This is a genomic window from Saccharopolyspora sp. NPDC047091, assembly GCF_040643635.1.
Classification (GTDB): Bacteria; Actinomycetota; Actinomycetes; order Mycobacteriales; family Pseudonocardiaceae; genus Saccharopolyspora_C.
Genome location: NZ_JBEYUS010000035.1, coordinates 36,034 through 62,579 on the forward strand (window position 1 = coordinate 36,034; position 26,546 = coordinate 62,579).

A 26,546-nucleotide genomic window follows, 5' to 3' on the forward strand; every position below is an offset into this window, starting at 1 on the left:
GCAATACCTCCACTCACGCGTTCGAGCGCGCGTTCTCCAGGCTCCGCCGGGCGGCGTCGACGACCGCCTCCGTGGTGAAGCCGAACTTCTCGAACAGGGTCTTGTAGTCCGCCGAGGCGCCGAAGTGCTCGATCGACACGTTCTCGCCGAAGTCGCCGGTGAACCGGTGCCAGGACTGGGCGATGCCGGCTTCGACGGAGACGCGGGCGCGCACCGACGGCGGCAGCACCTGCCTGCGGTAGGACACGTCCTGCCGGTCGAACCACTCGACGCACGGCATCGACACCACACGGGTGGCAACGCCGTCGGCCTCCAGGACCTTCCTGGCCTCGACGGCCAGCTGGACCTCGGAACCCGTGGCGATGATCACCAGCTCCGGCGTGCCGGAGGACGCCTCGGCCAGCACGTAGCCGCCCTTGGCGACGCCCTCGGCGTCGGTGCCCTCCAGCGTCGGCACGCCCTGGCGGGTCAGCGCCAGACCGGCGGGGGCGCTGGTGTCCTCCAGCACGGCCTTCCACGCGAACGAGGTCTCGTTCGCGTCCGCGGGGCGGACCACCGACAGGCCGGGGATGGCGCGCAGCGAGGAGAGCTGCTCGATCGGCTGGTGCGTCGGGCCGTCCTCGCCCAGGCCGATCGAGTCGTGCGTCCACACGTAGATCGTCGGGGCCTTCATCAGCGCGGCGAGCCGCACCGCGGGCCGCATGTAGTCGCTGAAGATCAGGAACGTGCCGCCGTAGGGGCGGGTGCCGCCGTGCAGCGCGATGCCGTTGAGGATGGAGCCCATGGCGTGCTCGCGGACGCCGAAGTGCAGCGTCCGGCCGAACGGCTGCGCGTTCCACGAGTTCGTGGAGATCTGGGTGGGGCCGAACGAGTCGACGCCCTTCATCGTGGTGTTGTTGCTCTCCGCCAGGTCGGCGGAGCCGCCCCACAGCTCCGGCAGCACGTCGGCGAGCGCGGACAGCACCTCACCGGAGGCCTTGCGGGTGGCGACGCCCTTGCCGTCGGCCTCCCAGGTCGGCAGCTTCTCGTGCCAGCCCGCGGGCAGCTCGCGGACGCGGATGCGCTCCAGCAGCGCCTTGCGCTCCGGGTTCGCCGCGGCCCACTCGTCGTAACGCTGCTGCCACTCGGCGTGCGCGGCCTGGCCGCGGTCGACGACCTTGCGAGCGTGCGCGAGGACCTCGTCCGAGATCTCGAACGTCTGCTCCGGGTCGAAGCCCAGCGCGTTCTTGATGCCGGCGATCTCGTCGCCGCCCAGCGCGGCGCCGTGCGCCTTGCCGGTGTTCATCTTCGTCGGCGCCGGGAAGCCGATCACGGTGCGCAGCACGATCAGCGTCGGCTGGTCGGGCTTGCCCTTGGCGGCGTCCAGCGCGTCGAGGATGCTGGCCACGTCCTCACCGCCGTCGACGGTCACCACGTGCCAGCCGTAGGCCTCGTAGCGCTTCGCGGTGTCCTCGGACAGCGCGATCTTGGTGTCGTCCTCGATGGAGATCTCGTTCGCGTCGTAGATCACCGTGAGGTTGCCCAGCTGCTGGGTTCCCGCCAGCGACGACGCCTCGGAGGTGACGCCCTCCTCGATGTCGCCGTCGGAGGCGATCACGTAGATCTGGTGGTCGAACAGGCTCTCGCCCGGTGCCGACTCCGGATCCAGCAGGCCGCGCTCGCGGCGGGCGGCGATGGCCATGCCGACGCCGTTGGCGAGGCCCTGGCCCAGCGGGCCGGTGGTGGTCTCGATGCCGGGCGTGTGCCAGTACTCCGGGTGACCGGGGGTCTTGGAGTCCCAGGTGCGCAGGGCCTTGATGTCGTCCAGCTCCAGCCCGTACCCGGACAGGAACAGCTGGAGGTACAGCGTCAGGCTGGAGTGACCGGCGGACAGCACGAAGCGGTCGCGGCCGATCCAGTCGGCGTCGGTGGGGTCGTGCCGCATGACGCGCTGGAACAGCGCGTAGGCGGCGGGGGCCAGGCTCATGGCGGTGCCTGGATGCCCGCTGCCGCATTTCTCGACCGCGTCGGCGGCCAGCACCCGGACCGTGTCCACGGCGCGCTGGTCCAACTCGGTCCAGTCTGCGGGCAGTCGCTTGGTGGTCAAGCGGGCAAGATCGTCGGTGACGGACACGGACGCAGCTCCAAGTTTCAATCGAAGCGGTCCTTCGCGGCTCCGGCGCGTCGCCCGCTGACCCGGACCGATTCGGACCGCAGTTATCCCTCGTCCAGCGGGCAGCCTAGTCGTGACCTCGTGGACGCGCGGCGGCCCGCCTGAATTGATGCGGTCCCCCACCGGGGTGAGAGGATCGCGGGTCAACCGCGTGCATCGCCGGAGACCCCTCGTCGTGCGGAGTCGAACCGTGCCGGTCGGTGTTCGTGCAGCGCACCGGCATCGCCACCGCCGTGCTCCCCAGGCTGCCGACGGTGCGTGCCCGGGGCGCCACGGCCGGTGTCCGGCCCGGTTCGCGGTACGTCGCCCGCCCGGCGGCGCCTCGACCGCCGCGGGACCGATCTCGCGACGGTGCGGCGGACCCACCACCGGCAACGCGGCGCGGCGGGTGTTCCTTCCGCGCGGAGCGTGTCCGGTGGCTCACCCCACGGTACCGGCGCCGCCGACTCCGGTCCCGCGGCGCCGCGGCCCGGACCCTGCGGTCGGCGGCGGGGTGTAGCGCGCCTACTATTCAGGGCGGTCGGTCGCCGTCGTTCCGGCGGTCACCCCGAGCTGACGAGGAGTCCCATGCCTGCGATGCGGTGCGCTTCGGGCGGACACCACGGCGCGGTCCCGGCCGCGCTCCCCGGTGCGGCGGAGCTCGCCGGACGGCTCGCGGGAGCGGCCTCGTGACCAGCACCGAGACCCCGGTCAGCGGAGCGCAGCGGCACGCGACGCGGCCCGGCGACCTGCTCAAGGCCTACCTGGGGCTGCTCAAGCCGCGCGTCATCGAACTGCTGCTGGTCACCACCATCCCGGCGATGCTGCTGGCCGAGCGCGGCATCCCTTCGCCGTGGCTGGTGCTGTCCACCCTGGTCGGCGGCACCCTGGCCGCGGGCAGCGCCAATGCGCTCAACTGCGTCGCCGACGCCGACATCGACCAGGTCATGCAGCGCACCAGGGCCCGGCCGCTGGTGCGCCACACGGTCTCCAACCGGCACGCGCTGATCTTCGGGATCGTGCTCGGGCTGGGTTCGTTCGGGTTCCTGTGGGCGACGACGAACCTGCTGGCCGCGGTGCTGGCGGTCGCCACGATCCTGTTCTACGTCCTCGTCTACACGCTGGTGCTCAAGCGCCGCACCGCGCAGAACATCGTCTGGGGCGGTGCCGCCGGCTGCATGCCGGTGGTGATCGGCTGGGCCGGGGTGACCGGGCGGGTGGACTGGCCCGCGCTGGTCATGTTCGGGATCATCTTCTTCTGGACGCCGCCGCACACCTGGGCGCTGGCGGTGAAGTACAAGGCGGACTACGAGCGCGCGGGCGTGCCGATGCTGCCCGTCGTCGCCGAACCGGCCTACGTGTCCCGGCAGATCGTCGCCTACAGCTGGCTGATGGTGCTGTGGACGCTGCTGCTCGCTCCGGCCACCGGGTGGTTGTACACCGCGTTCGCGGTGCTCTCCGGCGCCTGGTTCCTGTGGCTGGCGCACCGGCTGCACACCGCGACCAAGCGGGGCGAGCCGACGAAGCCGATGCGGCTGTTCCACATGTCCAACACGTACCTGATGATCGTGTGCGTGGCGCTGGCGGTGGACTCGGCGCTGGGCCTGCCGGTGCTGGGCTGGCCGTTCTGACCCTTCCCGGGCGACTCCCCGCCGGGGCGAGCGAGGCGTTCACCTGGTCCTTCCTGCGGGCCGCCGCGACCGTCCACCACGCGCTCGTGCAGGTGTGCGACCGTGGGCGCCGATCAACGGCGGAGGGAGACCGATGAGCGCGGAACTGCCCCCGCGGCAGCGGCAGGCGCTGGAGCGCCTCGTCGAACGCGGCACGCTGACGTCCGAGCAGGCCGAGGCGGTGCGCACCGAGTTCGCCGCCGAACCGGCACCGCAGCGCGCGGGCGGCATCTGGGAGGTCCTCGGGTACGCGGGCGGTGCCCTGGTGCTCGGCGGCGCGTCGCTGCTGGTCGGCATGTCCTGGGAGACGTTGTCCGTCCCGGCCCGGGTAGGGCTGCTGGTCGCCGCCACCGCGGTGCTCGTGCTCGCCGCCGGGTTCATCGCGGGCGGTCCGCGCGGCGCGCGGGAGCTCGCCGCCGACGCGCCCTCGCGGCGCAGCCGCATCGTGTCCGCGCTGCTCGCGTTGGCCTCCGGAGCCGCGGCGATGGCGGTCGTGGCCGGGTTGGACGGCACCGATTCCTCGCTGGCCGCGAGCGCGCTGGGGCTGGTCGCGGCCGCCGCCGGGTACGCGCTGCTGCCCGCGGTGCCGGGTCTGGTCGCGACCGGTGTCTTCGCCTACTGGTCCGGGATCGCGCTGGCCGGTGAGCTGCCGGGCGGCGGGTCGGTCCCGGAGATGCTGGTGCTGATCGTGCTCGGCGGGCTGTGGGCGGTGCTCGCGGTGCGCGGCGTGCTCGACCTGCCCGCTCGCGGCCGCGCGGGCCGGGTGCGGCGCGACGTGGGTTTCGGGATCGCGGCGGCGACCGCGCTCACCGGTGCGCAGTGGACCGCCGTGGCGCACCAGTCGTGGAGCTACGCGATCACGTTCGTGCTGGCCGTCGGCTGCTTCGCCGCGTTCGTGGCGCTGCGCTCCGCGGTGCTGCTGGTGTTCGGCGTGCTCGGGGTGACCGTGGCCGTGCCGGAGGCGCTGTACCACTGGACCGGTGGTGCGCTGGGCGGTCCGCTGATCGTGCTGCTGGTGGGCGTGGTGCTGCTGGCCGCGGGCGGTTTCGGGCTGCGGCTGCGCAAACGGGTCGGCTGAGCTCCGGACGGGAGCGACGCGGGTCGGTCGACCTCGGGCGGGAGCCATGCCGCTCGGTTGATCTCCGGTCAGGGGCGCTGCGGGTCGGTCGACCTCGGGCGGGAGCAGTGCCGGCCGGTTGGTCTCCGGACGGGAGCGTGCGGTCGGTCGGTGTCCGGACGGGAGCGACGCGGGCCGGTTGGTCTCCGGACGGGAGCGTGCGGTCGGCTGACCTCCGGAGGGCGGCGACGCCGGTCGGCTGAGCTCCGGCCAAGGGTGCCGCCGGTAGGTCGGTCAGCGGGCGCGGAAGGCGCGGAGCCGGTCCAAGCCCGGGGGAGAGCCGATCCCCAGCAGCGGCTCCGCCCGGTCCAGCAGCAGCCCGGCCAGGTCGGCCAGCACCCAGCGGGCGCTGGGCAGCGAGGCCAGCGCGGCCCACTCGAACCGGTCGGCCGCCACGACCCGGCCCGCGCGCACCGCGGGCAGGGTCCGCAGCAGCGGCTGCTCCCGCACCGAACCGGCGCCGCCGCGCAGCAGCACCAGCAGGTCCGCATCGTGCTCGCCGAGCCGCTCACCGGAGATCTCCGGGAACGGCAGTGGACCGTCGGCGACCGCCTCCTGCGCCGGTGGCCGGGCCGCGCCGAGCGCCCGCAGCACCTGCCCGGCGGCGGTCGCGGTGGACACGGTGGTGACGACCCCGTCGCCGCGGCCCGCGCCGAGCACCGAGATCGTCGGCATCCGGCGGTTCGCCAGCCGGGCGGCGAGGTCGGCGCGGTCCCGTTCGAAGTCCTCCCACGCGGCGATGGCTCCGGTCGAGCCCACCGCCGCGCCGAGCGCCAGCGCGTCCGCGCGCACGTCCCCGGTCCGCCGCACCAGCCGCAACCGGGCGAGGCCGCGCAGCAGTTCCGCCGGGACGCCGGGCAGCCGGTGCCCGGCCAGCACCTCCGGGCGCAGCCGTGCCAGCGCCTCCAGGTCGAGCCCGCCCGCGCCGCCGAGGTCGCGCACCGGCGAGCCCTGCGCCGCCTCGATCGCGGGCAGCACCGGATCACCACCGGGCAGCGCCACCGTGCCCACCTGCTCGCGGCCGAGCAGCAGGGCGAGCCGGGCCGTCCCGCCGTCCAAGGTCACCAGTCCGCGCCCGGTCTCGGCCGGAGCCGGGCGGCAGCCGCCGAGCAGCCCGGCCGCGAGCAGGGCCAGCGCGCCGCGCCGCCCGATCACACGATCGATCACGGTCGACCAGTCGGCTGCGACACCCCGGAAGTTCCAGGTGAGCGGCCGGCCCGACCGCGGGACGGAGCGGCCGCGCGCCCGGTGCGATCAGGGCAGCAGCAGGAGCTTCCCGGTGCTGCGGCGGCCTTCGAGGTCCTCGTGCGCCTGCCGCGCCTGGTCGAGCGGGTAGGTCCCGCCGATGCGCACGTCGAGCTCGCCCGCCCGCACCGCCTGGAAGATCTCCCGGGCCCGCCGGTCCAGTTCTTCCCGGTCCAGGATGTGGTGCGCCAGCGACGGCCGGGTCAGGAACAGCGAGCCGCCCGAGTTCAACCGCTGCGGGTCCACCGGAGGCACCGGCCCGCTGGAGGCGCCGAACAGCGCGAGCGTGCCGCGCGGGCGCAGCGACGCGAGGCTGCCGTCGAAGGTGTCCTTGCCGACCCCGTCGTAGGCCACGTCCACGCCGCGCCCGTCGGTGAGGTCGCGGACCTCCTCGGCCACGTCGGCCTCGGTGTAGCGGATGATCTCGTCGGCACCCGCCGCGCGCGCCAGCCGTTCCTTCTCGTCGGTGGACACGGTCCCGATCACGTTCCCGCCGCGCGCCTTGATCAGCTGGGTGAGCAGCAGCCCCACCCCGCCCGCCGCCGCGTGCACCAGCGCCGTCTCGCCGGGGCGGATCGGGTGGGTGGCGTCGACGAGGAAGTGCGCGGTCATGCCCTGGAGCATCGCGGCGGCCGCCGTCCGGTCCTCGACGCCGTCCGGGACGTGCACCGCGCCGCGGGCGGGCACCACGGCCTGCTCGGCGTAGCCGCCGGGCGACATGGCCCACGCGATCCGGTCGCCGGGGGCGAAGCCGGTGACGTCCGGGCCGACCTCGCGGACGGTGCCCGCGCCCTCGACACCGGGGGTGAACGGCAGCGGCACGCTGTAGAGGCCGCTGCGCTGGTAGGTGTCGATGAAGTTCACCCCGGCCGCGGACACCTCGACCAGCAGCTCCCCGGACTGCGGCGTCGGCCGGTCCGCTTCGGCGGCCTCCAGCACCTCCGGTCCGCCGTGGGCCGGAATCCGAATCGCGCGCATGCGTGCCTCCAAGATCTCGCCTCGTCCGCCCGGCACCGGAACGGCCGCCGGGACGGTTCCCACTCTCGCAGGCGTGGCGGCGGGCGGGCGGTGGCCTGGGTAACTGTTCGGCCCGTGTCGTCGGGGTGGTTGTCTAGGATCACCCGCATGGCAGCCGAGAACGACACCGAGCAGAGCACCGCGCCCGAGCCGAAGGCGATCGCCAGGGTGAAGGCGTTCGCCGCGGGCCACGGCGGTTCCGCGCGAGCCGTGGTGGAGAACCTCGGCCAGGCGGGCGCCCGCATCGTGCTGATCGGCGAGGACGGCGCGCTCGGCGACGTGCTGGTCGCCGACGTCGCGGCGGGGGAGGCCGTGGTCGAGGCCGTCGAGCAGGTCACCGGGGGCGAGTGGGACGGCGACACGACGGCCGCTCTGCAGATCGGGCCGGCGCACCGCCGCAAGATGGCCGGCCCGCGAGCCCGGTGAGACCGGCACCTCGGGTTCTGCTCGCCAGCTGCGCCGAGCTCCCCGGTTCGAACGCGGACGACGCGGACCTGCCGGAGGTGCTGGCCGAGCTGGGAGTGCCCGCGGCCTGGGCGCCGTGGGACGACCCGACGGCACCGTTCGGTTCCGCCGAGCTCGTGGTGCTGCGCAGCACCTGGGACTACCCGTTGCGGCGCAAGGACTTCCTGGCCTGGTGCGAGTCGGTGCCCGCGCTGGTGAACCCGGCGCGAGTGGCGCGCTGGAACACCGACAAGACCTACCTCGCCGACCTGGCGGCGCAGGGCCTTCCGGTGGTGCCGACCGAGCTGGTCGCCCCGGGCGAACCGCTGCGCTGCCCGGACTTCGAGTTCGTGCTGAAGCCCTCGGTGGGGGCGAGCTCGCGGGGTGCGGCGCGGTTCGCGGCGGGGGAGCGGGACGCGGCGGGCGCGCACCTGGCCGCGCTGCACGCCGAGGACCACACCGTGCTGGTGCAGCCCTACCAGCGGGCGGTGGACCGGGAGGGCGAGACGGCCCTGGTGTTCCTCGGCGGGACCTTCTCGCACGCGTTCGGGAAGGGCGCGATGCTGCCGGATCCAGTGGCCGCGGGCCCGGGACCGGGGGAGCGGTTCGGAGTGCGGCCGGATCCGGCGCTGCGCAGGCTCGCCGAGGACGCGCTGGACGCGGCGGCGGCGCTGCACCGGATGCGCCGGTCGGAGCTGCTGTACGCGCGGGTGGACCTGGTGCGCCGGGACGACGGATCGCCGCTGCTGCTGGAGCTGGAGCTCACCGAACCGTCGCTGGGGTTCCGGCAGGCCGATCCGGAGGCGAAGCCGCGGTTCGCGTCTGCGGTGCGCGCGGCGCTGCGCGGCTGAGCTGCTCGGGGGCGTGTCGGGGTGGCTTCGCCGTTCTTCTCCGCCTATGGTTTCAGCATCGGTTGAAGTCGATCAGTCGGAGGCACCAGAGGTGACCGAGTACGCCCAGCGCACCGACCGTCCCGCCATGCCCGAGTGGATCGAGCAGATGGCGGCGCACTTCGAAGCCACCGAGGGAATGCCGCTCATCGCCGGGCGCATCCTCGCGTTCCTGCTGATCTGCGACCCACCGGAGCGCACCGCGGCCGAGCTCTCGCACGGCCTCAACGCCAGCAGCGGATCCGTCAGCACCAACGTGCGGTTGCTGCTGCGCCTCGGGGTGATCTCCAAGACGACCCGGCAGGGCCGCGAAGCGGCGCTCTACCGCGTCGAGGAGCACCACTGGCCGGAACTCGTGCGGCACCGGATGGAGCAGGTCACCGGCCTGGAACAGCTCACCGAGGACGGCCTGCGGATGTTCAGCGGCCAAGGCGAGCGGGCCCGGCGGCTGCGCACCGTGCACGAGTTCTACAAGTGGCTCTCGGGCGAGATGCCCCAGCTCTGGCAGCGCTGGGAGCGGGAACGCCGCGGCGCGCTGCGGATGTGAGTCAGGCGGGAACGGGTTCCGCGGACTCGGCGGCGGGGACTTGCGGGACCGGTCCGCGGTAGCGGGATTCGCACCACAGCAGCGCGGTCGCCGTGATCACCAGCGTGGCGCCCAGCACGTGCAGCACCACCAGCACCCCCGGCACCCCGAGCAGGTACTGCGCCGAGCCGAGCGCGCCCTGCGCCAGCACCAGCACGCACGCCGCGCCGTAGGCCTTCAGCAGCGCCTTCGTCGGCCGGGCGGCGCGCAGCCACACCCCGAACACCGCGAGCAGGCACACGTACGCCATCACCAGCAGCCCGTGCACCTCGACCAGCGTCGGCACCGCCACGACGAGCCGCGGCGTGTCGGCGTCCCCGGCGTGCGGCCCGGCGGCGGTCACCAGCGTGCCCGCGACCAGCATCGCCGCGGTCACCGCGGTCAGCGCCACCAGCAGCCACCGCATCCGGTCCGGGAGCACCTGCGTCGCGGGCTCGTCGCCCTCACCGGCGGCCTTGTACAGGTACGCGGCCAGCCAGATCAGCACCGCCGAGGCCATGAAGTGGATGGACACGCTCCACCAGCTCAGGTCCACCAGCACCGTGATGCCGCCGATGACGGCCTGCGCGACCACGCCCAGCGGCATGACCAGCGCCAGCTTCACCAGGCGCGGCCGGCGCGGGCGCACCAGCCACGCGGCGATCAGGCAGGCCAGCGCGACGAACCCGACCAGGCCGGTCAGCGTGCGGTTGCCGAACTCGATCACCTGGTGCAGCGTCGCGACCTCGGGGTGGTCGATCGGGACCATGCTGCCGGGGAAGCACTGCGGCCAGGTGGGGCAGCCGAGCCCGGAACCCGTCACCCGCACCACCGAACCCGTCACCGAGATCAGCGATTGGGTGATGAGGACGGCGAGCGCGAGCCAGCGCACCAGGCGGTGGTCGGCGGCCGGGATCCGGGACAGCATCGACGACGGCACGCATCGATGGTATTCGCCGTCCCGCATCCCCCGGCCGCCAGGTGGTGCGCCGCAGGTCACTCCACGCGCTTCTCGCGGGCGAAGGTGCCCTTCGGGAACGCTCCGGCCTTGAGGACCTGGGTGCTGAGCTTCTTGCCGTACCCGGCGAGGCGCTGCGCGTTCTCGGCACCGAGGTGCGCCCAGGGGGCGGCGGCGAGCGCGTCGGTGCGCTGCTCGACGTCTTCGCGGAACGCGACGCCCTGCTCGGTGAGCTCGCCGTCGGCGTCGAGCAGGCCGCGGTCGGCGAGCTCGCGCTGCGCCTGCGCCCACTCGTCGTCGGACCAGCCGCGGCTGGCCTGCGAGAACTGGCGGGAGAGCCCGTCGCCGGCCGCGGACTGCAGGACCAGCGCCTGGAGCCCGGTGAGGCCCACCGCCTGCAGCACCATCAGGTGACCGTCGCCGCGGTGCTCGCGCAGCAGCGACTGGGCGTGCCAGAGCACCAGGTGCGGTTCTTCCGGCCAGGCCAGGTCGGCGTGCCCGGCGTAGAGCGGGCGGGCTTCGGGGCGGCAGGCCTCGGTGGCGCGGCGGGCGAGCGCGGCGGCCTCGGCGAGCTCTTCGGAGGCGATCGTGTCGGGGCCGAGCAGCTTGCGCAGCGCGGCGTCGGCGGCGCGGAACCGGGCGGCCACGACGGCATCCGGGGTGGTGATCGCCCAGGCCTGCGGGATGACCTCGGCGATCACCAGCGGGTTGAAGTTGTAGAAGGTGGCGGCGACGACCCCGGCGCCGACGGCGCCCATCGGGGCGGCGCGGCCGGCGAAGTAGCGCATCCGGGTGCCGTCGAGGCCGAGTGCGGCGAAGGCCTCGTCGGCCTCGGGGCTGAAGTAGATCAGCGAGTGCAGCGGTTCGAGGCTGCGGTGGCAGGGGCGGGCCAGTTCGGCACCGGGCGTCGCGTCGGCGTGCGGTTCGGTCATGCCCTCACCCTACTTCCGGTAACCCCAGGGCCCGGAAGTCCCGCGAGCACCCCCGCACCCGCGGCAGCGCACTGTCCTGTCAGCGGCGAAGCCGCTGAGCAGCAACGACGCGCGCACCCGGCACCGCAGCGGGTTCTCAGCGGTTTCCTCGCGAGGACAGCGTTTTCGCCTGTGGCGGAGCCACCGGTGAAAACGATCCCGCAGCGAGGAAAGCGCTGAGGTTCCGCCACCCGACCCTCTCGCCGAAGGAGCGGAACATCAAGTCAACCGAGTAGTCCGCACCGCCAGCGCTCCGGCTGCCGCGGCCCAGGCCACCAGGACCAGCACCGGCTGCCAGCCCGGCAGCGCCGCGTGCTCCAGCGCCGCTTCCAGCGAGGTGGCCAGCGCACCCGAGGGCAGCAGTCCCGCGATCGCGCCCACCGGCCCTGGCAGATCGCTCATCGGCAGCGCCAGGCCGCCGGCCAGCAGCAGCACGAACCAGATGGCGTTCGCCACCGCCAGCACGATCTCCGCGCGGAACGCGCCGCCGACCAGCACCCCGGCCGCGCCGAACGCGAGCGTGCCCAGCACCAGCAGCGGCAGCGCCGCCACGATCCCGACCGGGCTCGGCGTCCAGCCCAGCAGCGCGGCCGTGATCCCCAGCAGCACCGCCTGCAGCGCCACCACCAGCAGCGTCGCCAGCACCCGGCCGCTGATCAGCGTCCAGCGCGGCAGCGCCGTCGCGGACAGCCGCTTGAGCACCCCGTAGCGGCGGTCGAAGCCGAGCGCGATGGCCTGCCCGGTGAACGCGGTGGACATCACGGCCAGCGCGAGGATGCGCGGCGCCACCGAGTCGACCCGCGGTTCCGGCACGGTGCCGATGTGCAGCGTGCTCAGCCCGATCAGCAGCGCCAGCGGGATGATCAGCGTGAGCAGCGCCTGCTCGCCGTGCCGGATGATCAGCAGCGCCTCGATGCGGGTGTGCGCGGCGAGCATCCGCAGCGCCCGGCCGCGCCCCGGGGCGGGCGCGAAGGTGCCCGCGGGGAACCGCTCGCCGGGGCGCGGGGCGTCCCGGTCGTCGTGCGCGAGTTCGGTCCCGGTGGTGCCGGTCCCGCCTGTCCTGGTGGCGCCGTGGTTCACGAGCGCAACTCCCGTCCGGTGAGGTCGAGGAACACGTCCTCCAGGCTGCGCCTGCTCACCCGCAGCTCGTTGGCGAACACGCCGTGCCGCGCGCACCACGCGGTCACGGTGGAGACGACCTGCGGGTCGATGGTGCCGCGCACCACGTAGCGGCCCGCGCGCTGCTCGACGGCCTCGTAGCCCTCGGGCAGCGCGGCCAGCAGCAGGTCCAGGTCGAGCGCGGGTTCGGAGTGGAACTTCAGCTCCTGCCTGCCCTGCGGGTCGGCGGTGAGCTCGGCGGTGGTGCCGTCGGCGACGGCGCGCCCGTGGTCGACGATGACGACCCGGTCGGCGAGCGCTTCGGCCTCGTCCATCAGGTGCGTGGTGAGCAGCACGCCGACGCCGTCGCGGCGCAGCGCGGCGACCAGGTCCCACACCAGGTGGCGGGCCTGCGGGTCGAGCCCTGCGGTGGGTTCGTCGAGGAACACCAGCTCGGGCCTGCCGACGAGCGCGCAGGCCAGCGACAGCCGCTGCTGCTGGCCGCCGGAGAGCCGCTTGTACGGGGTGCGCCCGGCGGAGGTGAGCCCGAGGACGTCGAGCAGCCAGCGCGGGTCGATCGGGTCCGCGGAGCAGGTGGCGATGAGTTCCAGCATCTCGGCGGCCCGCACGCCCGGGTAGGCCCCGCCGCCCTGCGGCATCACGCCGATCCGGGGCCGCAGCCGTTCGCCCTGGGTGGCGGGGTCGAGCCCGAGCACCCGCACCGTCCCGCCGTCGGGCCGCTGGAAGCCTTCGCAGATCTCGACGGTGGTGGTCTTGCCCGCGCCGTTGGGCCCGAGCAGGGCGAGCACGCTGCCGCGCGGCATCCGCAGGTCCAAGCCGTCGACGGCGGTGGTGCCGCCGAAGCGCTTGGTCAGCCCGCGCACGTCCAGCGCGTCGCCGTCGGCGGCCGGTCCTGCGATCACCGGGCCGGGCGTGGGGGTGCTCGCGGCTTCGTTCACGACGTCCAAGCCTATGACGTGACGGGGCGCTCATCCTTCCGGGTCGGCAGCAGCGGCGGCACCTTGCCCCGCACGAGCCACAGCAGGATCCCGAAGGCGAGCAGCGAGGCGATGACGGCGAACGGGATCTGGTAGGCGCGCAGGATGTAGGCGGCCCCGGTCGGCGGGACCACCAGCGCGACGATGGAGCAGATCGTGGCCGCGCCGATCCGGAACCGGTGGTCGTTGGTGGACAGCGACAGCGGTACGACCATCCACAGCAGGTACCAGGGGTGCAGCACCGGCCCGAACACGGCGAGCGTGCCGAGGGTGATGCCGAGCGCGGCGAGCGGTTCGATCCGCCCCTTGAACGACAGCCACAGCAGCCGCACGCACACCACACCGGTGATGGCGTACCCGAAGATCTTGGTGATGACCAGCATCGAGTTGGTGTGGTTGCCGAGGCCGAGCAGCATGCCGACGCCGCCGCCGGTCATGCCGAACGCGGTCATCGGCGCCAGCCAGGTCTTGATCCGGTTCGGCACGTCGTAGGTCTCGATCCAGCCGAGGCCCCAGCCGCTGGCCACGGTGATGATCGTCATGGTCCCCAGCATGAGTACGCCGAGCACGGCGGCGACCCCGACGAGGTCGCGCATCCGCCCGCCGCGCCTGCGCGCCACGTAGATGCCGAAGAAGCCGAGCGCGACGAAGCCCGGCGGTTTGATGGCGCCGCCGATGCTGAGCAGCACCCCGGCGAGGACCACGCCGATCGGTCCGCGCCAGCGCAGCCCGAGCTCGATCGCGGCGAGCATGATGCCGACCAGCAGCGCCTCGTTGTGCGCGCCGCTGACCACGTGGAACAGCGTGATCGGGTTGGCGGCGGAGAGCCACAGCGCGGCCACCGGGTGCACCCCGCAGCGGGCGGCGAGCCGCGGGATCGCCCAGATCGCCAGCACCAGCCCGATGATCATCACGACTCGCCAGAGCAGCACGCCGAACACGACGTCGTCGCCGATGACGCGGCCGAGGTGCTGGCCGAACAGCAGGAACAGCGGCCCGTACGGGGAGGGCGTGTCCCGCCAGATGTTCGGCACGTTGGCGACCAGCGGGTGGTCCACGCCGAGCGCGGTGGCGGGCCCCAGCGTGTACGGGTTGATGCCGAGCGCGGCCACCGCGTTCTGCGCCAGGTAGGTGTACATGTCGGTGCTGAACAGCGGTGGCGCGACGGCCAGCGGCAGCCCCCACATGACGACGGTGCGGTCCATCTGGGTGCGGCTGACCATCCGGTCCCGGCCGGGCCAGGAGAGCTTGCCGAGCCACAGCCAGGCGGTGACGACCATGAGCATGCCGAGCCAGGCGCAGGCCATGGCGACGGTGGGGATGCGCGCGGGCAGCCCGAGCAGCCGCACCCCGATCAGCGGGTTGTCGACGGGCGCCGCGCCCGCGCCGATGGCGCCGAAGGCGAGCACGAGCGAGCCGGTGGTGCCGAAGCGGCGGACCAGGTCGAGCTGGCGGCGTTCGGGGGCGTCCAGCGGGGCGGGCTGGTGCTCGGCGGGCGCATCGCCCGCGTAGGCGGTGTCGCTGCTGGGGGGCGCTTCGGCGACCCGGGTGGTGCCGCGTTCGTCCTGCTCAGCGCCGGTCGGCGCGGTGCCGGTGGCGTCCTGCCGTCCGGTCGCGTTCCGGGATCCGGTGCCCGCGTCCGGTGTGCCGGAGGTCGCTGACTCGCCCGGCCCGGCCTCGTCCTGCTGGTTCGTCTCGCCTGCGCCCACGGCACCGAAGCTTAGGGCAGGGGTCGGGCGGGGCGTCCCGCCGTCGCGCAACCGCCGATCGGAGTGATCCGGGTCACGTTGATGGACCTGCGGTCTGGTGTGCCGGAGCTAAATAGGTAACATCGGTGTTGTGAAAAACGCTGGAACGTCACCTCCGGCCGCGGCCGCCGACTCGGGCGCCGCAGCCCCGGGTGCCGGTGCGCCGTCCGGGGACGGGCGGACCCGGCACTCGGTCGCCCGCCTCCTGCTGGAGCGCGGGCCGATCACCGCCGCGGCGGTGGCCGAAGCCCTCGGGATCAGTTCGGTCGCGGTGCGCAGGCACCTCGACGCGCTGGTCGCCGAAGGCGAGGCCTACACCAGGGAGTCCTCCGCCCGGCAGCGCCGGGGGAGGGGCAGGCCCGCGAAGCTGTTCCTGCTGACCGAGGTCGGCCGGGCCAGGTTCGGGCACGCCTACGACGACCTGGCCGTGGCGGCGCTGCGGTTCATCGCCGACACCGACGGTGAACAGGCGGTGCGGGAGTTCGCGCGCAAGCGGATCGCCGCACTGGTCGCCCACCACCGGGAGGCGCTGGCCGCCGCGCGGACCAGGGCCGAACGGGCCGAGGTCCTCGCCGGTGCGCTGACCCGCGAGGGCTACGCTGCCTCGACGCGCAGCGTGGCCTCCGGCGAGCAGCTCTGCCAGCACCACTGCCCGGTGGCGCACGTCGCTGCGGACTTCCCGCAGCTGTGCGAAGCCGAGACGGAGGCCTTCGCCGAAGTCCTCGGCACCCACGTGCAGCGGTTGGCCACCATCGCCAACGGCGACGCGGCCTGCACGACGCACGTACCGCTCACGCGGTCCGAGCGAACCGCCGATCGCGGCCCGGAGACCCAGGTCATCCCGGAATCCGCGTCGGCCGAAACCGATCCGGCCGCCCACGACCGGTCCCAGACCGACGGGCGGCAGACCGCCCCGATTCCTGACGGAGGGGAGTCCGTATGACTGCCGCTGCCGAGCAGCGCACACCCACCACGGCGTCGAACACCTCTGGCCAGCTCAGCCAAGAGGAGACGCTGGCGACCCTGGGCAACTACGAGTACGGCTGGGCCGACAAGGACGTCGCGGGCGAAGGCGCGCGACGCGGGCTCAACGAGGACGTCGTCCGGGAGATCTCGGCCAAGAAGGACGAGCCGGAGTGGATGCTCGAGGCGCGGCTGAAGGCGCTGCGGCTGTTCGAGCGCAAGCCGATGCCGAACTGGGGCGCCGACCTGTCGGGCATCGACTTCGACAACATCAAGTACTTCGTGCGCTCGACCGAACAGCAGGCCCAGAGCTGGGAGGACCTGCCCGAGGACATCAAGAACACCTACGACCGGCTGGGCATCCCGGAAGCGGAGAAGCAGCGGCTCGTCGCCGGTGTCGCCGCCCAGTACGAGTCCGAGGTGGTCTACCACAAGATCCGCGAGGACCTCGAGGAGAAGGGTGTCCAGTTCCTGGACACCGACACCGCGCTGCGGGAGCACCCGGAGACCTTCAAGGAGTACTTCGCCTCGGTCATCCCGGCCGGGGACAACAAGTTCTCCGCGCTGAACACCGCGGTGTGGTCCGGCGGCTCGTTCATCTACGTGCCGAAGGGCGTGCACGTCGACATCCCGCTGCAGGCCTACTTCCGGATCAACACCGAGAACATGGGCCAGTTCGAGCGGACGCTGATCGTCGTCGACGAGGACGCCTACGTCCACTACGTCGAGGGCTGCACCGCCCCGATCTACTCCAGCGACTCGCTGCACTCGGCGGTCGTGGAGATCGTGGTCAAGAAGGGCGCGCGCTGCCGCTACACGACCATCCAGAACTGGTCGAACAACGTCTACAACCTGGTCACCAAGCGGGCCAAGGCCGAAGAGGGCGCGACCATGGAGTGGGTCGACGGCAACCTCGGCTCCAAGGTCACCATGAAGTACCCGTCGGTGTTCCTGATGGGCGAGCACGCCAAGGGCGAGGTGCTCTCGGTGGCGTTCGCCGGTGAGGGCCAGCACCAGGACGCGGGCGCGAAGATGGAGCACATGGCTCCGCACACCTCTTCGACGATCGTCTCCAAGTCGATCGCCCGCGGTGGTGGCCGCACCTCCTACCGGGGTCTGGTGAAGGTCGCCAAGCGCGCCAACCACTCGGCCTCCACGGTCAAGTGCGACGCGCTGCTGGTCGACACGATCAGCCGCTCGGACACCTACCCGTACGTCGACGTGCGCGTCGACGACGTGTCCATGGGCCACGAGGCCACCGTCTCCAAGGTCAGCGACGACCAGCTGTTCTACCTGATGCAGCGCGGTCTGACCGAGGACGAGGCGATGGCGATGATCGTGCGCGGCTTCGTGGAGCCGATCGCGCGGGAGCTGCCCATGGAGTACGCGCTGGAACTGAACCGCCTGATCGAGCTGCAGATGGAAGGGGCCGTCGGCTGACATGACGAGCACCACTGACACCGCCGACGCCCAGCACGGCCTGACGGAGCACTCGCACGGGGGCGCGGTCGTGCCGCAGTCCTCCCGCGGCGAGCGCTTCACCTCCTACGACGTCGAGGCCTTCGAGGTCCCCGGCGGCCGCGAGGAGGACTGGCGGTTCACCCCGATCAAGCGGCTCAAGGGGCTGCACGACGGCACCGCGCAGGCCACCGCTTCGCTGAACGTCGAGGTCGAGGCGAGCGCCGAGGTCACGGTCGAGACCGTCGGCCGCGACGACGAGCGCCTCGGCAAGGGCGGCGTGCCCGCCGACCGGATCGCCGCGCAGGCCTGGAGCTCCTTCGAGCAGGCCACCGTCATCACCATCCCGAAGGACGTGCAGCCGGCCGAGCCGGTCAGCGTCGTCGTGCACGGCCCCGGCGAGGGCGAGACGGCGTTCGGGCACATCCAGATCCGCGCCGAGCGGTTCGCCGAAGCGGTCGTCGTCCTCGACTACCGCGGCTCCGGCGTGCTGGGCGAGAACGTCGAGTTCATCACCGACGACTCCGCCCGGCTCTCGGTCGTGTCCGTGCACGACTGGGCCGACGACGCGACCCAGGTCAGCTCCGAGCACGCCTACCTGGGCCGGGACGCGGTGTTCCGGCACCTGGCGGTGACCCTCGGCGGCGACCTGGTCCGGGTCAACACCACGATCACCTACGGGGACAAGGGCGGGGACGCCGAGCTGCTCGGCCTGTACTTCGCCGACGCGGGCCAGCACCTGGAACACCGGATGCTGGTCGACCACGCGCAGCCGAACTGCCGCAGCAACGTGCTCTACAAGGGCGCGCTGCAGGGCGACGCGGCGCACTCGGTGTGGATCGGCGACGTGCTGATCCGGGCCGCGGCCGAAGGCACCGAGACCTTCGAGCTGAACCGGAACCTGGTACTCACCGAAGGCGCCCGCGCCGACTCGGTGCCGAACCTGGAGATCGAGACCGGTGAGATCGAAGGCGCCGGTCACGCCAGCGCCACCGGCCGGTTCGACGACGAGCAGCTGTTCTACCTGCAGGCACGCGGCATTCCGAAGGAGCAGGCCCGCCGACTGGTGGTCCGCGGCTTCTTCGGCGAGATCCTGCAGAAGATCACGGTGCCCGCGGTCCGGGAGCGGCTGGAGGCCGCGATCGAGGCCGAGCTGGCCGTCGTCGGCGCCTGACGCCGCCCCCACTTCCTTTCCCCACGTACCAGGAGAACACAGCACAATGGCCACCCTGGAGATCAAGGACCTGCACGGTTCCGTCCTCACCGAGGAGGGCGCCAAGCCGATCCTCAACGGCGTGAACCTCACGATCGACTCCGGCCAGATCCACGCGATCATGGGCCCGAACGGTTCCGGCAAGTCCACCCTGGCCTACGCCATCGCCGGGCACCCCAAGTACCAGATCGACTCCGGCTCCGTCCTGCTCGACGGCGAGGACGTGCTGGAGATGAGCGTGGACGAGCGCGCCCGCGCCGGCCTGTTCCTCGCCATGCAGTACCCGGTCGAGGTGCCGGGCGTGTCCATGTCGAACTTCCTGCGCACCGCCGCCGGTGCCGTCCGCGGTGAGGCACCGCAGATCCGGCACTGGGTCAAGGAGGTCAAGCAGGCGATGACCGAGCTCGACATCGACCCGTCGTTCGCCGAGCGCAGCGTCAACGAGGGCTTCTCCGGCGGCGAGAAGAAGCGGCACGAGATCCTGCAGCTGGACCTGCTGGACCCGAAGTTCGCCATCCTCGACGAGACCGACTCCGGCCTCGACGTCGACGCGCTGCGCGTCGTGTCCGAGGGCGTCAACCGGTACACGTCCAAGGGTGACAAGGGCGTGCTGCTGATCACGCACTACACCCGCATCCTGAACCACATCACGCCGGACCACGTGCACGTGTTCGCCGGCGGCAAGGTCGTCGAGTCGGGCGGGCCGGAGCTGGCCGACGAGCTCGAGAAGAACGGCTACGTGCGGTTCACCGGCAAGAAGGAGGCCGTCGCGCAGTCATGACCGCTCAGCCCCTCACCACTGCCGGTGCGGCCGCGGGCCCGCTGGACGTCGCGGCGATCCGCTCCGACTTCCCGATCCTGGGCCGCACGATCCGCGACGACCGGCGCCTGGTGTACCTGGACTCGGGGGCGACGTCGCAGCGCCCCCGCCAGGTGCTGGACGCGGAGCGCGCCTTCGTGGAGACCTCCAACGCGGCGGTGCACCGCGGTGCCCACCAGCTCGCGGAAGAGGCCACCGACGCCTACGAGGACGCCCGCGCCAAGATCGCCCGCTTCGTGGGTGCCGGGGTGGACGAGGTCGTGTTCACCAAGAACGCGACCGAGGGCGTCAACCTGGTCGCGTACGCGATGAGCAACGCCGCGACGTCCGGGCCCGAGGCGGAGCGCTTCCGCCTCGGCCCGGGCGACGAGGTCGTGGTCACCGAGATGGAGCACCACGCGAACCTCGTGCCGTGGCAGGAGCTGTGCCGCCGCACGGGGGCGACGCTGCGCTGGTTCGGCGTCACCGAGGACGGCAGGCTCGACCTGTCCGACCTGTCCGGGGTGCTCACCGAGCGGGCCAAGGTCGTCGCCGTCGCGCACCAGTCCAACGTGCTCGGCACGGTGAACCCGCTCGGCGAGATCGTGGCGCGGGCGCACCAGGTCGGCGCGCTGGTCGTGCTCGACGCGTGCCAGTCGGTGCCGCACGCGCCGGTGGACTTCGCCGAGCTCGACGTGGACTTCGCGGTGTTCTCCGGGCACAAGATGCTCGGGCCCTCGGGGGTCGGCGTGCTCTACGGGCGGCACGAGCTGCTGCGCGCGATGCCGCCGTTCCTCACCGGCGGGTCGATGATCGAGATGGTGCACATCGACCGGTCCACGTTCGCCGAACCGCCGCAGCGGTTCGAGGCCGGCGTGCCGATGACCTCCCAGGTCGTCGGGCTCGGCGCGGCCGTGGACTACCTGTCGGTCGTCGGCATGGAACGCATCGCCGCGCACGAGAAGAAGCTGGCCGCGGCGGCGATCGAGGAGCTCTCGGCGATCGACGGGGTGCGCATCATCGGCCCGGGGACCACCGAGTCCCGCGGCGCCACCGTCGCGTTCGTGGTCGACGGCGTGCATCCGCACGACGTCGGGCAGGTCCTCGACAGCCAGGGCGTCGAGGTGCGCGTCGGCCACCACTGCGCGTGGCCGCTGCACCGGGCGTTCGGCGTGCCCGCGACGGTCCGCGCCAGCTTCTACCTGTACAACGATCTGGACGAGGTCCGGGCGCTCGGGGAAGCTGTGCGGGAGGCCCAGCGTTTCTTCGGTGTCGGGTGAACGGCTGAAGGACGTGTGATGCAGCTCGAACAGATGTACCAGGAGATCATCCTGGACCACTACCGCAACCCGCACGGGCACGGCCTGCGGGACCCGTTCGACGCGGAGTCCTCGCAGGTCAACCCGGTGTGCGGGGATGAGGTGACGTTGCGGGTCCGGTTGGCCGGCAACGGCCTCGACGCCACCGTCGAGGACGTCTCCTACGAGGGGCAGGGCTGCTCGATCAGCCAGGCCTCGATCTCCGTGCTCACCGACCTCGTCGTCGGCAAGTCGGTGAAGGAGGCGATGGGGCGGCAGGCCGCGTTCAGCGAACTCATGCAGGGTCGCGGCCAGGTCGAACCCGACGAGGACGTCCTGGAGGACGGCATCGCGTTCGCGGGGGTGGCGAAGTACCCGGCACGCGTGAAGTGCGCGCTGCTGGGCTGGATGGCTTTCAAGGACGCCGTTTCGCGCGTCGTCGACGAAGTGGGAGCGTCATGACAGACCGAACCCAGGTGCAGGACGAGCAAGCAGCCGCGGGCGAGGCCACCGACGTGGCGCGCGGCGCCGAGAACCTGCCGGAGCCCCCGGCGCCGGCCGCGGAGCTCGCCGCGCTCGAAGACGTGGAGGAGGCGCTGCGCGACGTCGTCGACCCCGAGCTGGGGATCAACGTCGTCGACCTCGGCCTCGTCTACGACGTGCGCGTGGAGCAGGACAACAGCGCCACGGTGGACATGACGCTGACCTCGGCGGCCTGCCCGCTGACCGACGTGATCGAGGAGCAGGCCCGCTCCGCGCTCACCGGCGGTCCCGGCGGCGGCCTGGTCAGCGACTTCCGCATCAACTGGGTGTGGATGCCGCCGTGGGGTCCGGAGAAGATCACCGAGGAGGGGCGCGAGCAGCTGCGCGCGCTCGGCTTCACCGTCTGATCCGGTCCGACCCGGTTCGCAGCGGCCCCGGCGGGACTCCGGTCCTGCCGGGGCCGCCGTGCGTCCGGGGCCGTGCGCGCGAGGTGGTGGCGGGAGCGCCGTTCGGGGCCGTGCCGAGGTCAGCGGGCCCGGGACTGCGGGCGGTCGCGGTCCGGGTCCTGCGACGGGAACATCCCCTCCGCCGGGCCGATCGGCTCCGGGAACGGCTGCGGCGCCGGTTTCCCGCGCAGCACGTCGACGTGGTCCGAACCGGGCCGCGACATCACCCAGCTGGACCCGGTGAGGTCCTTCGCCCGGTGCTTCAGCGGCGCCAGCAGCCGGGAGGCCTCGTCGTAGCCGGTGACGGTGCTCTGCGTGCACACCAGCGTCGCCAGCGACAGCGTCACCGGGATGCCGCCGGCCTCCCGCGGCGGGTCCAGCAGCAGCTCGGACAGCGGCACCAGGTCGTCCAGGTCGGCCACCAGCAGGAAGTCGTCGCCGCCGACGTGCCCGACGCGCACCGACGGCAGCGAGGTCGCCGCATCCGTCAGCCCCCGGCCGATGGACCTGATCAGGTCGTCCCCGGCGGAGAACCCGGCGCCGTCGTTGATGGCCTTGAACTCGTCGATGTCCAGCCAGCTCACCGCGAACACGTCGCCCGCCGCGATCCGCCTGCCCACGTCCCTGGCGATGGCGTCGCTGCCGGGGAGCCTGGTCAGCGGGTTCAGCGCCGCCGCCTCCTCCACCTTCAGGTCGGCCATGCCGCGGATGAGGTGCCCGGCCCGCACCGCGCCCAGGCAGCGCCCGGACTCGTCCACCACGATCGCGTCGTCGTACATCCGGTACTGGTCGGAGCGGGTCACCAGGCTCAGCGCCTCGATGGCGGTGGTGGCGGTGGTGACCACCCGCGGTTCGTCGGCCAGCCGCGACGCCGGGCGCTTCGCGTGCAGCGCGTGCCCGTAGGGCCCGGTGACGGCGAGCAGGAACCGGTTGCGGTCGATCGTGTACTGCGGCCGGTTGTGCTCGTCGACGAGCACCACGCCGCTGATCTCCGGGTGGTCGGCGAGCACGCCGCGCACCTTGTCGGCCGTCGCGTCCACCGACAGCAGGGTGGCGGGGGAGAGGAACTCGGTGACCCGCGGGCCCGCGGCGAGCGTGTTCACCGGCTGCCCGGCCGGATCGGTGACCTCGGCGGCCACGCCCGGCACGGTGATCGTGGTCGGTGGCCGGCGCGCGGGCGGGGCGAGCAGGTTGCCCTGCACCAGCCGCACCCCGGTGCGGCGCAGCGCCGAGAGCTGCCGGTCGTTCTCCACGCCCTCGGCGACCAGGTCGGCCTCCGCGGCCTCGCACAGGTGCCGCACCGCCTCCAGCACCGCGCGGCGGGGCGCCGAATCCGGCAGGCCCCGCACCACGCCCCGGTCCAGCTTCACCATGCCCGGTTCCATGTCGGCGATCAGCGCCAGCGGCACGTCACCGTCACCGACGCCGTCCACCGCGATCTGGAAACCGTCGGATTTGAGCGCCTGCACGCCCTCCACCAGCTGCGCCGGGTCGAGGCGGGCGAACGGCGGGCCGATCTCCAAGGTCACCTCGTGCTCGCGGCGGCCCACCTCGTGCAGCCGTTCCCGCAGCCGCTCGATCCGGGTCAGGTCGTGCGTGACGGTGCCGCCGAAGAGGTTGAGGTGCAGTGGTAACAGCGTCTCGTGGTCGGCGGCCGCGGTGACGGCGGCGCGCGCCAGTTCGACGTCGAGCTCGGTGAGCCTGCGGTGCCGGGCCGCCTCCCGGAACAGGTCGTGCACGTCCCCACCGGTGGGCCGGGCGAGGGCCTCCACCGCCACGATGGCACCGGTCTTGACGTTGATCAGGGGCTGGAACGCGAAGCGCACTTCGTTGACCAGCGCGAGCACGGGGTCGATGCTGCCTGCACTCATGGCTCTCCATCGAGCGGGTTCACGACCTGTTCACCGACATCTCAGCTGCTCCTCGTCTGCGGACGGGGGGTTGCCGGACGCCAACCTAGCGCGACGAACCGTCCCCGGGCACCCAGCTCGCCCACCCGCTGTGGGAACAGACACAGCGCCCCTGACGTGCTGGTCGTGGCGTGCGCGGCCGCTCGGAGACCGCCCAGAGACCGCTCAGAGACCGCCGAAGCCGTGCTGCGCCTCGCCGCCTCCCGGCCCGAATCCGCCGGTCACGAGCCTACGCCGGACGGACCAAGGGGAGCGGCGGAACAGGGCCGTCATCACCGCCGCCGTCCGGGCGGGGTCGTGATCGGCCGCGAGGAACGCGGCCTGGTCGGCGGCGGGCAGCGAGAAGAACACCTCGAAGAACTCGGGCACCAGTTCGGGCGGGAACGACAGCAGCGCGCGCAGCCCCCGCCTGCGCAGGCCGTGCACGGCGACCGCGCGCGGTGGCCAGGAGATCGCCCACGCCGCCTTCGACGCCTTCGCCGGACCCGAGCTCAGGCCGGCGCTGAGCGCCCCCGCCAGCCACGGCGCCTGCCGCAGCGCGGCGGCCACGCTGAACCCGCTGGCCGGGTGCACCAGGCCACCGGAGGCGCCGAACGACACCGCCCGGCCCGGCATCGGCACCGGGTCGTCCACCGGGAACCGCACCCGTTCCTCGACGGCACCGTCGGGCACCTCGATCCCGGCCGCGGCGAGCCGCCCGTGCAGGCGGCGGCGCAGCAGCGCCAGCGGCAGCGACGGCCGCCGCGCCAGCGAGGTCTCCTCCAGCAGCACCGCGTCGCCGCCGAGCGGCACGCAGTACAGGAACGTGGGCCAGCCGCCGCGCGTGTCGGGCGCGGCCCGCCAGTCCATGAACACCCCGGAACCCGCCGGGCACAGCGGTTCCGCCGTGGCGGAGTCGAGCACCACGCCCACCGCCGACTGCTGCGCCGCGGTCCGCGCCGGGCGTCCGCCGGAGAGGACCCGCGCCGCCCCGGAGGCGTCCACGACGAGGGCAGCGGCGAGCCGCCTGCCGTCCTTGAGGTGCACCGTCGACCCGGTCGGCCCGTGCTCGGCGCCCACCACGCGGCCGGTCACGTCGTGCACGTCCGGCCGCCACAGGTGCTTCCACAGCGCGGTGTTGTCCAGCACCCCGTACGACCGGTCCAGCTCGTGGCGCGTGGTGCCGAACGCCAGCATCGATCCGGTCACCGCCGCCAGCGCCTCGCGCGGGACCGAGGCGGGCAGCTCGTCGATCCAGGAACCGTAGGTGTTCCCCCAGCCACGCCGCGGCGCCGGATCCACCACGGTCGTGTCCAACCTGGTGTCGGCGCAGGCCGCGGCCACCGCCCGGCCGGCGGGCCCCGCCCCCACGATGAGCACGTCCACCACGGTGGCATCAGATCACGTCCGGTGCGGGTGCCGCCGTCCGGCCGGTCGCGGTTAACGTCCTCGTATGCGAACCGATCCGCCGGTCGAGCGAACGTCCCGCCGCAGCGATGCGACCCGATCCGGGCCGCCGGCGTCCGACCTGGCGGGGAGCCCGTTCCGCGCCGATCGGGACCGCGTGTCGAGCTCCGCGTTCTTCGCCCGCCTCGGCGGCGTCACGCAGGTCGTGACGCCCAGCGGCTCCGGGATGCTGCTGCACAACCGGCTCACGCACAGCTTGAAGGTGGCGCAGGTGGCGCGGGCCATCGGCGAGCGGCTGCGCGCGGTGCCGGAGTCGCTGGCGGTGCTGGAGGAGCTCGGCGGCTGCGACCTGGACGTGGTGGAGGCCGCCGGGCTGGGCCACGACCTGGGGCATCCGCCGTTCGGGCACCTCGGGGAGACGGTGCTGGACCGGATCGCGCGCCAGGACTTCGGCCTCGTCGACGGGTTCGAGGGCAACGCGCAGTCGTTCCGGATCGTCAGCTCGATCGACGTGCGCGGCGACCCGAACGGCGGCGACGGCCTGGACCTCACGGCCGCGGTGCGCGCCGCGCTCCTCAAGTACCCGTGGACCCGGCGGCACCGCCCGTCCCCGCACCCGCGCGACCTGGAGACCCCGCCCCGGGGCGCGTCCGAACCGGACGAGGCACCGGGCACCGGCTCGGCGAAGTTCTCCTGCTACGTCACCGAGCTGGAGGACATGCGGGACTGCCGATCGGTGTTCCGCGGCCGCATCGAGAGCTGGCAGCAGACCGTCGAAGCCTCGGTGATGGACACCGCCGACGACATCGCCTACGCGATCCACGACCTGGAGGACTTCCACCGGGTCGGCATCCTGCAGCACACCACCGTGTCCCACGAGCTCACCGAATGGCTGGGCAACCGGGCGGAACTGGTGGAGCTGGCCGACGCGGAACTCGCCGAGACCGAGCACCGGCCCGGCCGGTCGCTGGAGCGGCTGCGGCGCAGGCTGCACGCGAAGGACTCCTGGATCGCCTCGGACGCGGCGTTCACCGACGCCGTGCAGCGGGTCCTCGACGAACTGGTCACCAAGCTGCTGCGGGTGCCGTTCGACCGGTCCAAGCAGGCCGAGCAGGCGGTCGCGGCGTTCTCCGGCGAGTGGACGCGACGGCTCGTGGCGGGCGTGCGGGTGGAGCGGACGCCAACGGTGCGCTCCGGGCACGTCTCGCTGGCGCCGGAGCAGTGGCACGAGGTGCAGGTGCTCAAGTTCGTGCACCGCCGGTTCGTGCTGCAGCGCCCCGACCTGGCGCTGCACCAGCGCGGCCAGGACCGGTTGCTGACGAAGCTGGTGACCGCGCTCGACTCGTGGCTGATCGACCGCAGCGAGGCGGCGCGGCTGCCGCACCGGCTGCGCGACCTGTTCGACCGGGCGCGCGCCGAATTCGACGGCCTGCGCAAGACCGATCCGGTCGCGCTGTCCGTCGGTGGCCACCAGCTCGGGCCCGCCGACCTGGAGCGGTGGGCCCGCGGCCGCGCGGTGATCGACTTCGTGGCCTCCCTCACCGACGACCAGGCGGCCTCCCTGCTGGAAGCCCTCTCCGGCAGAACCACCCGTCTCTTCTCGGAGATCTCGATCTGAGGATCTCCGCGCTCCTGCGGCGGGTCGGGGGCGGGTGGCGGAACCTCAGCGGTCTTCTCGCTGCGGGATCGTTTTCACTCCGGCCCGATGTCCAGCAGCGTCGTCGCGCCCAGCGTCACC

The 26,546-nt window shown here is 73.0% G+C and carries 23 protein-coding genes; 13 read left to right on the top strand and 10 right to left on the bottom strand.

Going from position 1 to position 26,546, the window contains the following annotated elements; translation table 11 throughout:
- Nucleotides 1-13 precede the first annotated feature (13 nt).
- On the bottom strand, nucleotides 14-2,113 hold the full coding sequence (tkt, locus tag ABZ805_RS16870; protein ID WP_358440657.1) for a transketolase: 2,100 nt from the start codon (nucleotides 2,111-2,113) through the stop codon (nucleotides 14-16).
- A gap of 707 nt (nucleotides 2,114-2,820) precedes the next feature.
- Here tkt and ABZ805_RS16875 point away from each other — a divergent pair.
- Nucleotides 2,821-3,762, top strand: a complete 942-nt coding sequence (locus tag ABZ805_RS16875; RefSeq protein WP_358440660.1) for a heme o synthase — start codon at nucleotides 2,821-2,823, stop codon at nucleotides 3,760-3,762.
- A gap of 133 nt (nucleotides 3,763-3,895) precedes the next feature.
- On the top strand, nucleotides 3,896-4,879 hold the full coding sequence (locus tag ABZ805_RS16880; RefSeq protein WP_358440662.1) for a hypothetical protein: 984 nt from the start codon (nucleotides 3,896-3,898) through the stop codon (nucleotides 4,877-4,879).
- Between the two features lie 273 nt (nucleotides 4,880-5,152).
- Here ABZ805_RS16880 and ABZ805_RS16885 read toward each other — a convergent pair whose 3' ends face one another.
- Complete coding sequence (locus ABZ805_RS16885; protein ID WP_358440664.1) at nucleotides 5,153-6,085, bottom strand: hypothetical protein; 933 nt, start codon at nucleotides 6,083-6,085, stop codon at nucleotides 5,153-5,155.
- Nucleotides 6,086-6,172: 87 nt separating this feature from the next.
- Nucleotides 6,173-7,141 carry a quinone oxidoreductase gene (locus tag ABZ805_RS16890; protein WP_358440667.1) on the bottom strand — a complete coding sequence of 323 codons (969 nt, stop codon included), beginning with the start codon at nucleotides 7,139-7,141 and terminating at the stop codon, nucleotides 6,173-6,175.
- A 147-nt stretch (nucleotides 7,142-7,288) separates the two neighbouring features.
- On the opposite strand from ABZ805_RS16890, the gene ABZ805_RS16895 reads away from it, so the two are divergent.
- The 3 genes from ABZ805_RS16895 to ABZ805_RS16905 all read left to right on the top strand — a co-directional run bounded on the left by ABZ805_RS16895 (nucleotide 7,289) and on the right by ABZ805_RS16905 (nucleotide 9,061).
- Nucleotides 7,289-7,606, top strand: a complete 318-nt coding sequence (locus ABZ805_RS16895) for a hypothetical protein (RefSeq protein WP_358440669.1) — start codon at nucleotides 7,289-7,291, stop codon at nucleotides 7,604-7,606.
- On the top strand, nucleotides 7,603-8,475 hold the full coding sequence (locus ABZ805_RS16900) for a hypothetical protein (RefSeq protein ID WP_358440672.1): 873 nt from the start codon (nucleotides 7,603-7,605) through the stop codon (nucleotides 8,473-8,475). The genes ABZ805_RS16895 and ABZ805_RS16900 overlap by 4 nt, the downstream gene beginning before the upstream one ends.
- Nucleotides 8,476-8,566: 91 nt before the next feature.
- Entirely contained in the window at nucleotides 8,567-9,061 is a 495-nt protein-coding gene (locus ABZ805_RS16905) for a helix-turn-helix domain-containing protein (RefSeq protein ID WP_358440675.1), read from the top strand.
- Nucleotide 9,062: 1 nt separating this feature from the next.
- Here the strand turns inward: ABZ805_RS16905 and ABZ805_RS16910 are convergent, their stop codons facing one another.
- From ABZ805_RS16910 to mptB, 5 genes are all read right to left on the bottom strand, one after another.
- Nucleotides 9,063-10,019, bottom strand: a complete 957-nt coding sequence (locus ABZ805_RS16910; RefSeq protein ID WP_358440678.1) for a COX15/CtaA family protein — start codon at nucleotides 10,017-10,019, stop codon at nucleotides 9,063-9,065.
- Between the two features lie 56 nt (nucleotides 10,020-10,075).
- The gene (locus tag ABZ805_RS16915) at nucleotides 10,076-10,969 is read right to left on the bottom strand and encodes a hypothetical protein (RefSeq protein WP_358440680.1); all 894 of its coding nucleotides are present in this window, start codon (nucleotides 10,967-10,969) and stop codon (nucleotides 10,076-10,078) included.
- Nucleotides 10,970-11,227: 258 nt separating this feature from the next.
- Nucleotides 11,228-11,950, bottom strand: a complete 723-nt coding sequence (locus ABZ805_RS16920) for an ABC transporter permease (RefSeq protein ID WP_358440715.1) — start codon at nucleotides 11,948-11,950, stop codon at nucleotides 11,228-11,230.
- A gap of 134 nt (nucleotides 11,951-12,084) precedes the next feature.
- Nucleotides 12,085-12,996 (bottom strand): ABC transporter ATP-binding protein, encoded by a 912-nt coding sequence (locus ABZ805_RS16925; protein ID WP_358440718.1) that lies wholly within the window; start codon nucleotides 12,994-12,996, stop codon nucleotides 12,085-12,087.
- 80 nt (nucleotides 12,997-13,076) lie between these two features.
- Complete coding sequence (gene mptB / locus ABZ805_RS16930) at nucleotides 13,077-14,813, bottom strand: polyprenol phosphomannose-dependent alpha 1,6 mannosyltransferase MptB (RefSeq protein WP_358440683.1); 1,737 nt, start codon at nucleotides 14,811-14,813, stop codon at nucleotides 13,077-13,079.
- Between the two features lie 130 nt (nucleotides 14,814-14,943).
- Between mptB and ABZ805_RS16935 the strand changes: the two genes are divergently transcribed.
- From ABZ805_RS16935 to ABZ805_RS16965, 7 genes are read left to right on the top strand one after another with little or no spacing between them, the layout of a single operon-like run.
- Nucleotides 14,944-15,795, top strand: coding sequence for a metalloregulator ArsR/SmtB family transcription factor (locus ABZ805_RS16935; protein ID WP_358440686.1), 852 nt, complete (start codon nucleotides 14,944-14,946; stop codon nucleotides 15,793-15,795).
- Complete coding sequence (gene sufB, locus ABZ805_RS16940) at nucleotides 15,792-17,255, top strand: Fe-S cluster assembly protein SufB (RefSeq protein WP_358440688.1); 1,464 nt, start codon at nucleotides 15,792-15,794, stop codon at nucleotides 17,253-17,255. Before ABZ805_RS16935 ends, sufB begins: the two co-directional genes overlap by 4 nt.
- A 1-nt stretch (nucleotide 17,256) precedes the next feature.
- Nucleotides 17,257-18,447 (top strand): Fe-S cluster assembly protein SufD, encoded by a 1,191-nt coding sequence (gene sufD, locus ABZ805_RS16945; RefSeq protein ID WP_358440691.1) that lies wholly within the window; start codon nucleotides 17,257-17,259, stop codon nucleotides 18,445-18,447.
- Nucleotides 18,448-18,493: 46 nt separating this feature from the next.
- Nucleotides 18,494-19,267, top strand: a complete 774-nt coding sequence (gene sufC, locus ABZ805_RS16950) for a Fe-S cluster assembly ATPase SufC (protein ID WP_224957672.1) — start codon at nucleotides 18,494-18,496, stop codon at nucleotides 19,265-19,267.
- The gene (locus ABZ805_RS16955) at nucleotides 19,264-20,565 is read left to right on the top strand and encodes a cysteine desulfurase (RefSeq protein ID WP_358440693.1); all 1,302 of its coding nucleotides are present in this window, start codon (nucleotides 19,264-19,266) and stop codon (nucleotides 20,563-20,565) included. Before sufC ends, ABZ805_RS16955 begins: the two co-directional genes overlap by 4 nt.
- A gap of 18 nt (nucleotides 20,566-20,583) precedes the next feature.
- Nucleotides 20,584-21,045: a Fe-S cluster assembly sulfur transfer protein SufU gene (gene sufU, locus ABZ805_RS16960; RefSeq protein WP_224957670.1), complete on the top strand. Its 462-nt coding sequence runs from the start codon at nucleotides 20,584-20,586 to the stop codon at nucleotides 21,043-21,045.
- Nucleotides 21,042-21,473, top strand: coding sequence for a metal-sulfur cluster assembly factor (locus ABZ805_RS16965; protein ID WP_224957669.1), 432 nt, complete (start codon nucleotides 21,042-21,044; stop codon nucleotides 21,471-21,473). The genes sufU and ABZ805_RS16965 overlap by 4 nt, the downstream gene beginning before the upstream one ends.
- A gap of 119 nt (nucleotides 21,474-21,592) precedes the next feature.
- Here the strand turns inward: ABZ805_RS16965 and ABZ805_RS16970 are convergent, their stop codons facing one another.
- Together ABZ805_RS16970 and ABZ805_RS16975 are read right to left on the bottom strand one after the other, a co-directional pair.
- Nucleotides 21,593-23,383 carry a GGDEF domain-containing protein gene (locus ABZ805_RS16970; protein WP_358440697.1) on the bottom strand — a complete coding sequence of 597 codons (1,791 nt, stop codon included), beginning with the start codon at nucleotides 23,381-23,383 and terminating at the stop codon, nucleotides 21,593-21,595.
- A 204-nt stretch (nucleotides 23,384-23,587) separates the two neighbouring features.
- A complete protein-coding gene (locus ABZ805_RS16975; RefSeq protein WP_358440700.1) occupies nucleotides 23,588-24,790 on the bottom strand; it encodes a lycopene cyclase family protein in 1,203 nt (400 codons plus the stop codon).
- A 64-nt stretch (nucleotides 24,791-24,854) separates the two neighbouring features.
- Here ABZ805_RS16975 and dgt point away from each other — a divergent pair, with 64 nt between their 5' ends.
- Nucleotides 24,855-26,426, top strand: coding sequence for a dGTP triphosphohydrolase (dgt, locus tag ABZ805_RS16980; RefSeq protein WP_358440702.1), 1,572 nt, complete (start codon nucleotides 24,855-24,857; stop codon nucleotides 26,424-26,426).
- Nucleotides 26,427-26,546 lie beyond the last annotated feature (120 nt).

Excerpts from the sequence above, each read along its gene's own strand:
- ABZ805_RS16955 (WP_358440693.1), top strand. The coding sequence starts at position 19,264 with ATGACCGCTCAGCCCCTCACCACTGCCGGTGCGGCCGCGGGCCCGCTG.
- ABZ805_RS16880 (WP_358440662.1), top strand. The coding sequence starts at position 3,896 with ATGAGCGCGGAACTGCCCCCGCGGCAGCGGCAGGCGCTGGAGCGCCTC.
- sufD (WP_358440691.1), top strand. The coding sequence starts at position 17,257 with ATGACGAGCACCACTGACACCGCCGACGCCCAGCACGGCCTGACGGAG.
- sufB (WP_358440688.1), top strand. The coding sequence starts at position 15,792 with ATGACTGCCGCTGCCGAGCAGCGCACACCCACCACGGCGTCGAACACC.
- sufC (WP_224957672.1), top strand. The coding sequence starts at position 18,494 with ATGGCCACCCTGGAGATCAAGGACCTGCACGGTTCCGTCCTCACCGAG.
- ABZ805_RS16915 (WP_358440680.1), bottom strand. The coding sequence starts at position 10,969 with ATGACCGAACCGCACGCCGACGCGACGCCCGGTGCCGAACTGGCCCGC.
- ABZ805_RS16895 (WP_358440669.1), top strand. The coding sequence starts at position 7,289 with ATGGCAGCCGAGAACGACACCGAGCAGAGCACCGCGCCCGAGCCGAAG.
- dgt (WP_358440702.1), top strand. The coding sequence starts at position 24,855 with ATGCGAACCGATCCGCCGGTCGAGCGAACGTCCCGCCGCAGCGATGCG.
- ABZ805_RS16890 (WP_358440667.1), bottom strand. The coding sequence starts at position 7,141 with ATGCGCGCGATTCGGATTCCGGCCCACGGCGGACCGGAGGTGCTGGAG.
- ABZ805_RS16965 (WP_224957669.1), top strand. The coding sequence starts at position 21,042 with ATGACAGACCGAACCCAGGTGCAGGACGAGCAAGCAGCCGCGGGCGAG.
- ABZ805_RS16970 (WP_358440697.1), bottom strand. The coding sequence starts at position 23,383 with ATGAGTGCAGGCAGCATCGACCCCGTGCTCGCGCTGGTCAACGAAGTG.
- sufU (WP_224957670.1), top strand. The coding sequence starts at position 20,584 with ATGCAGCTCGAACAGATGTACCAGGAGATCATCCTGGACCACTACCGC.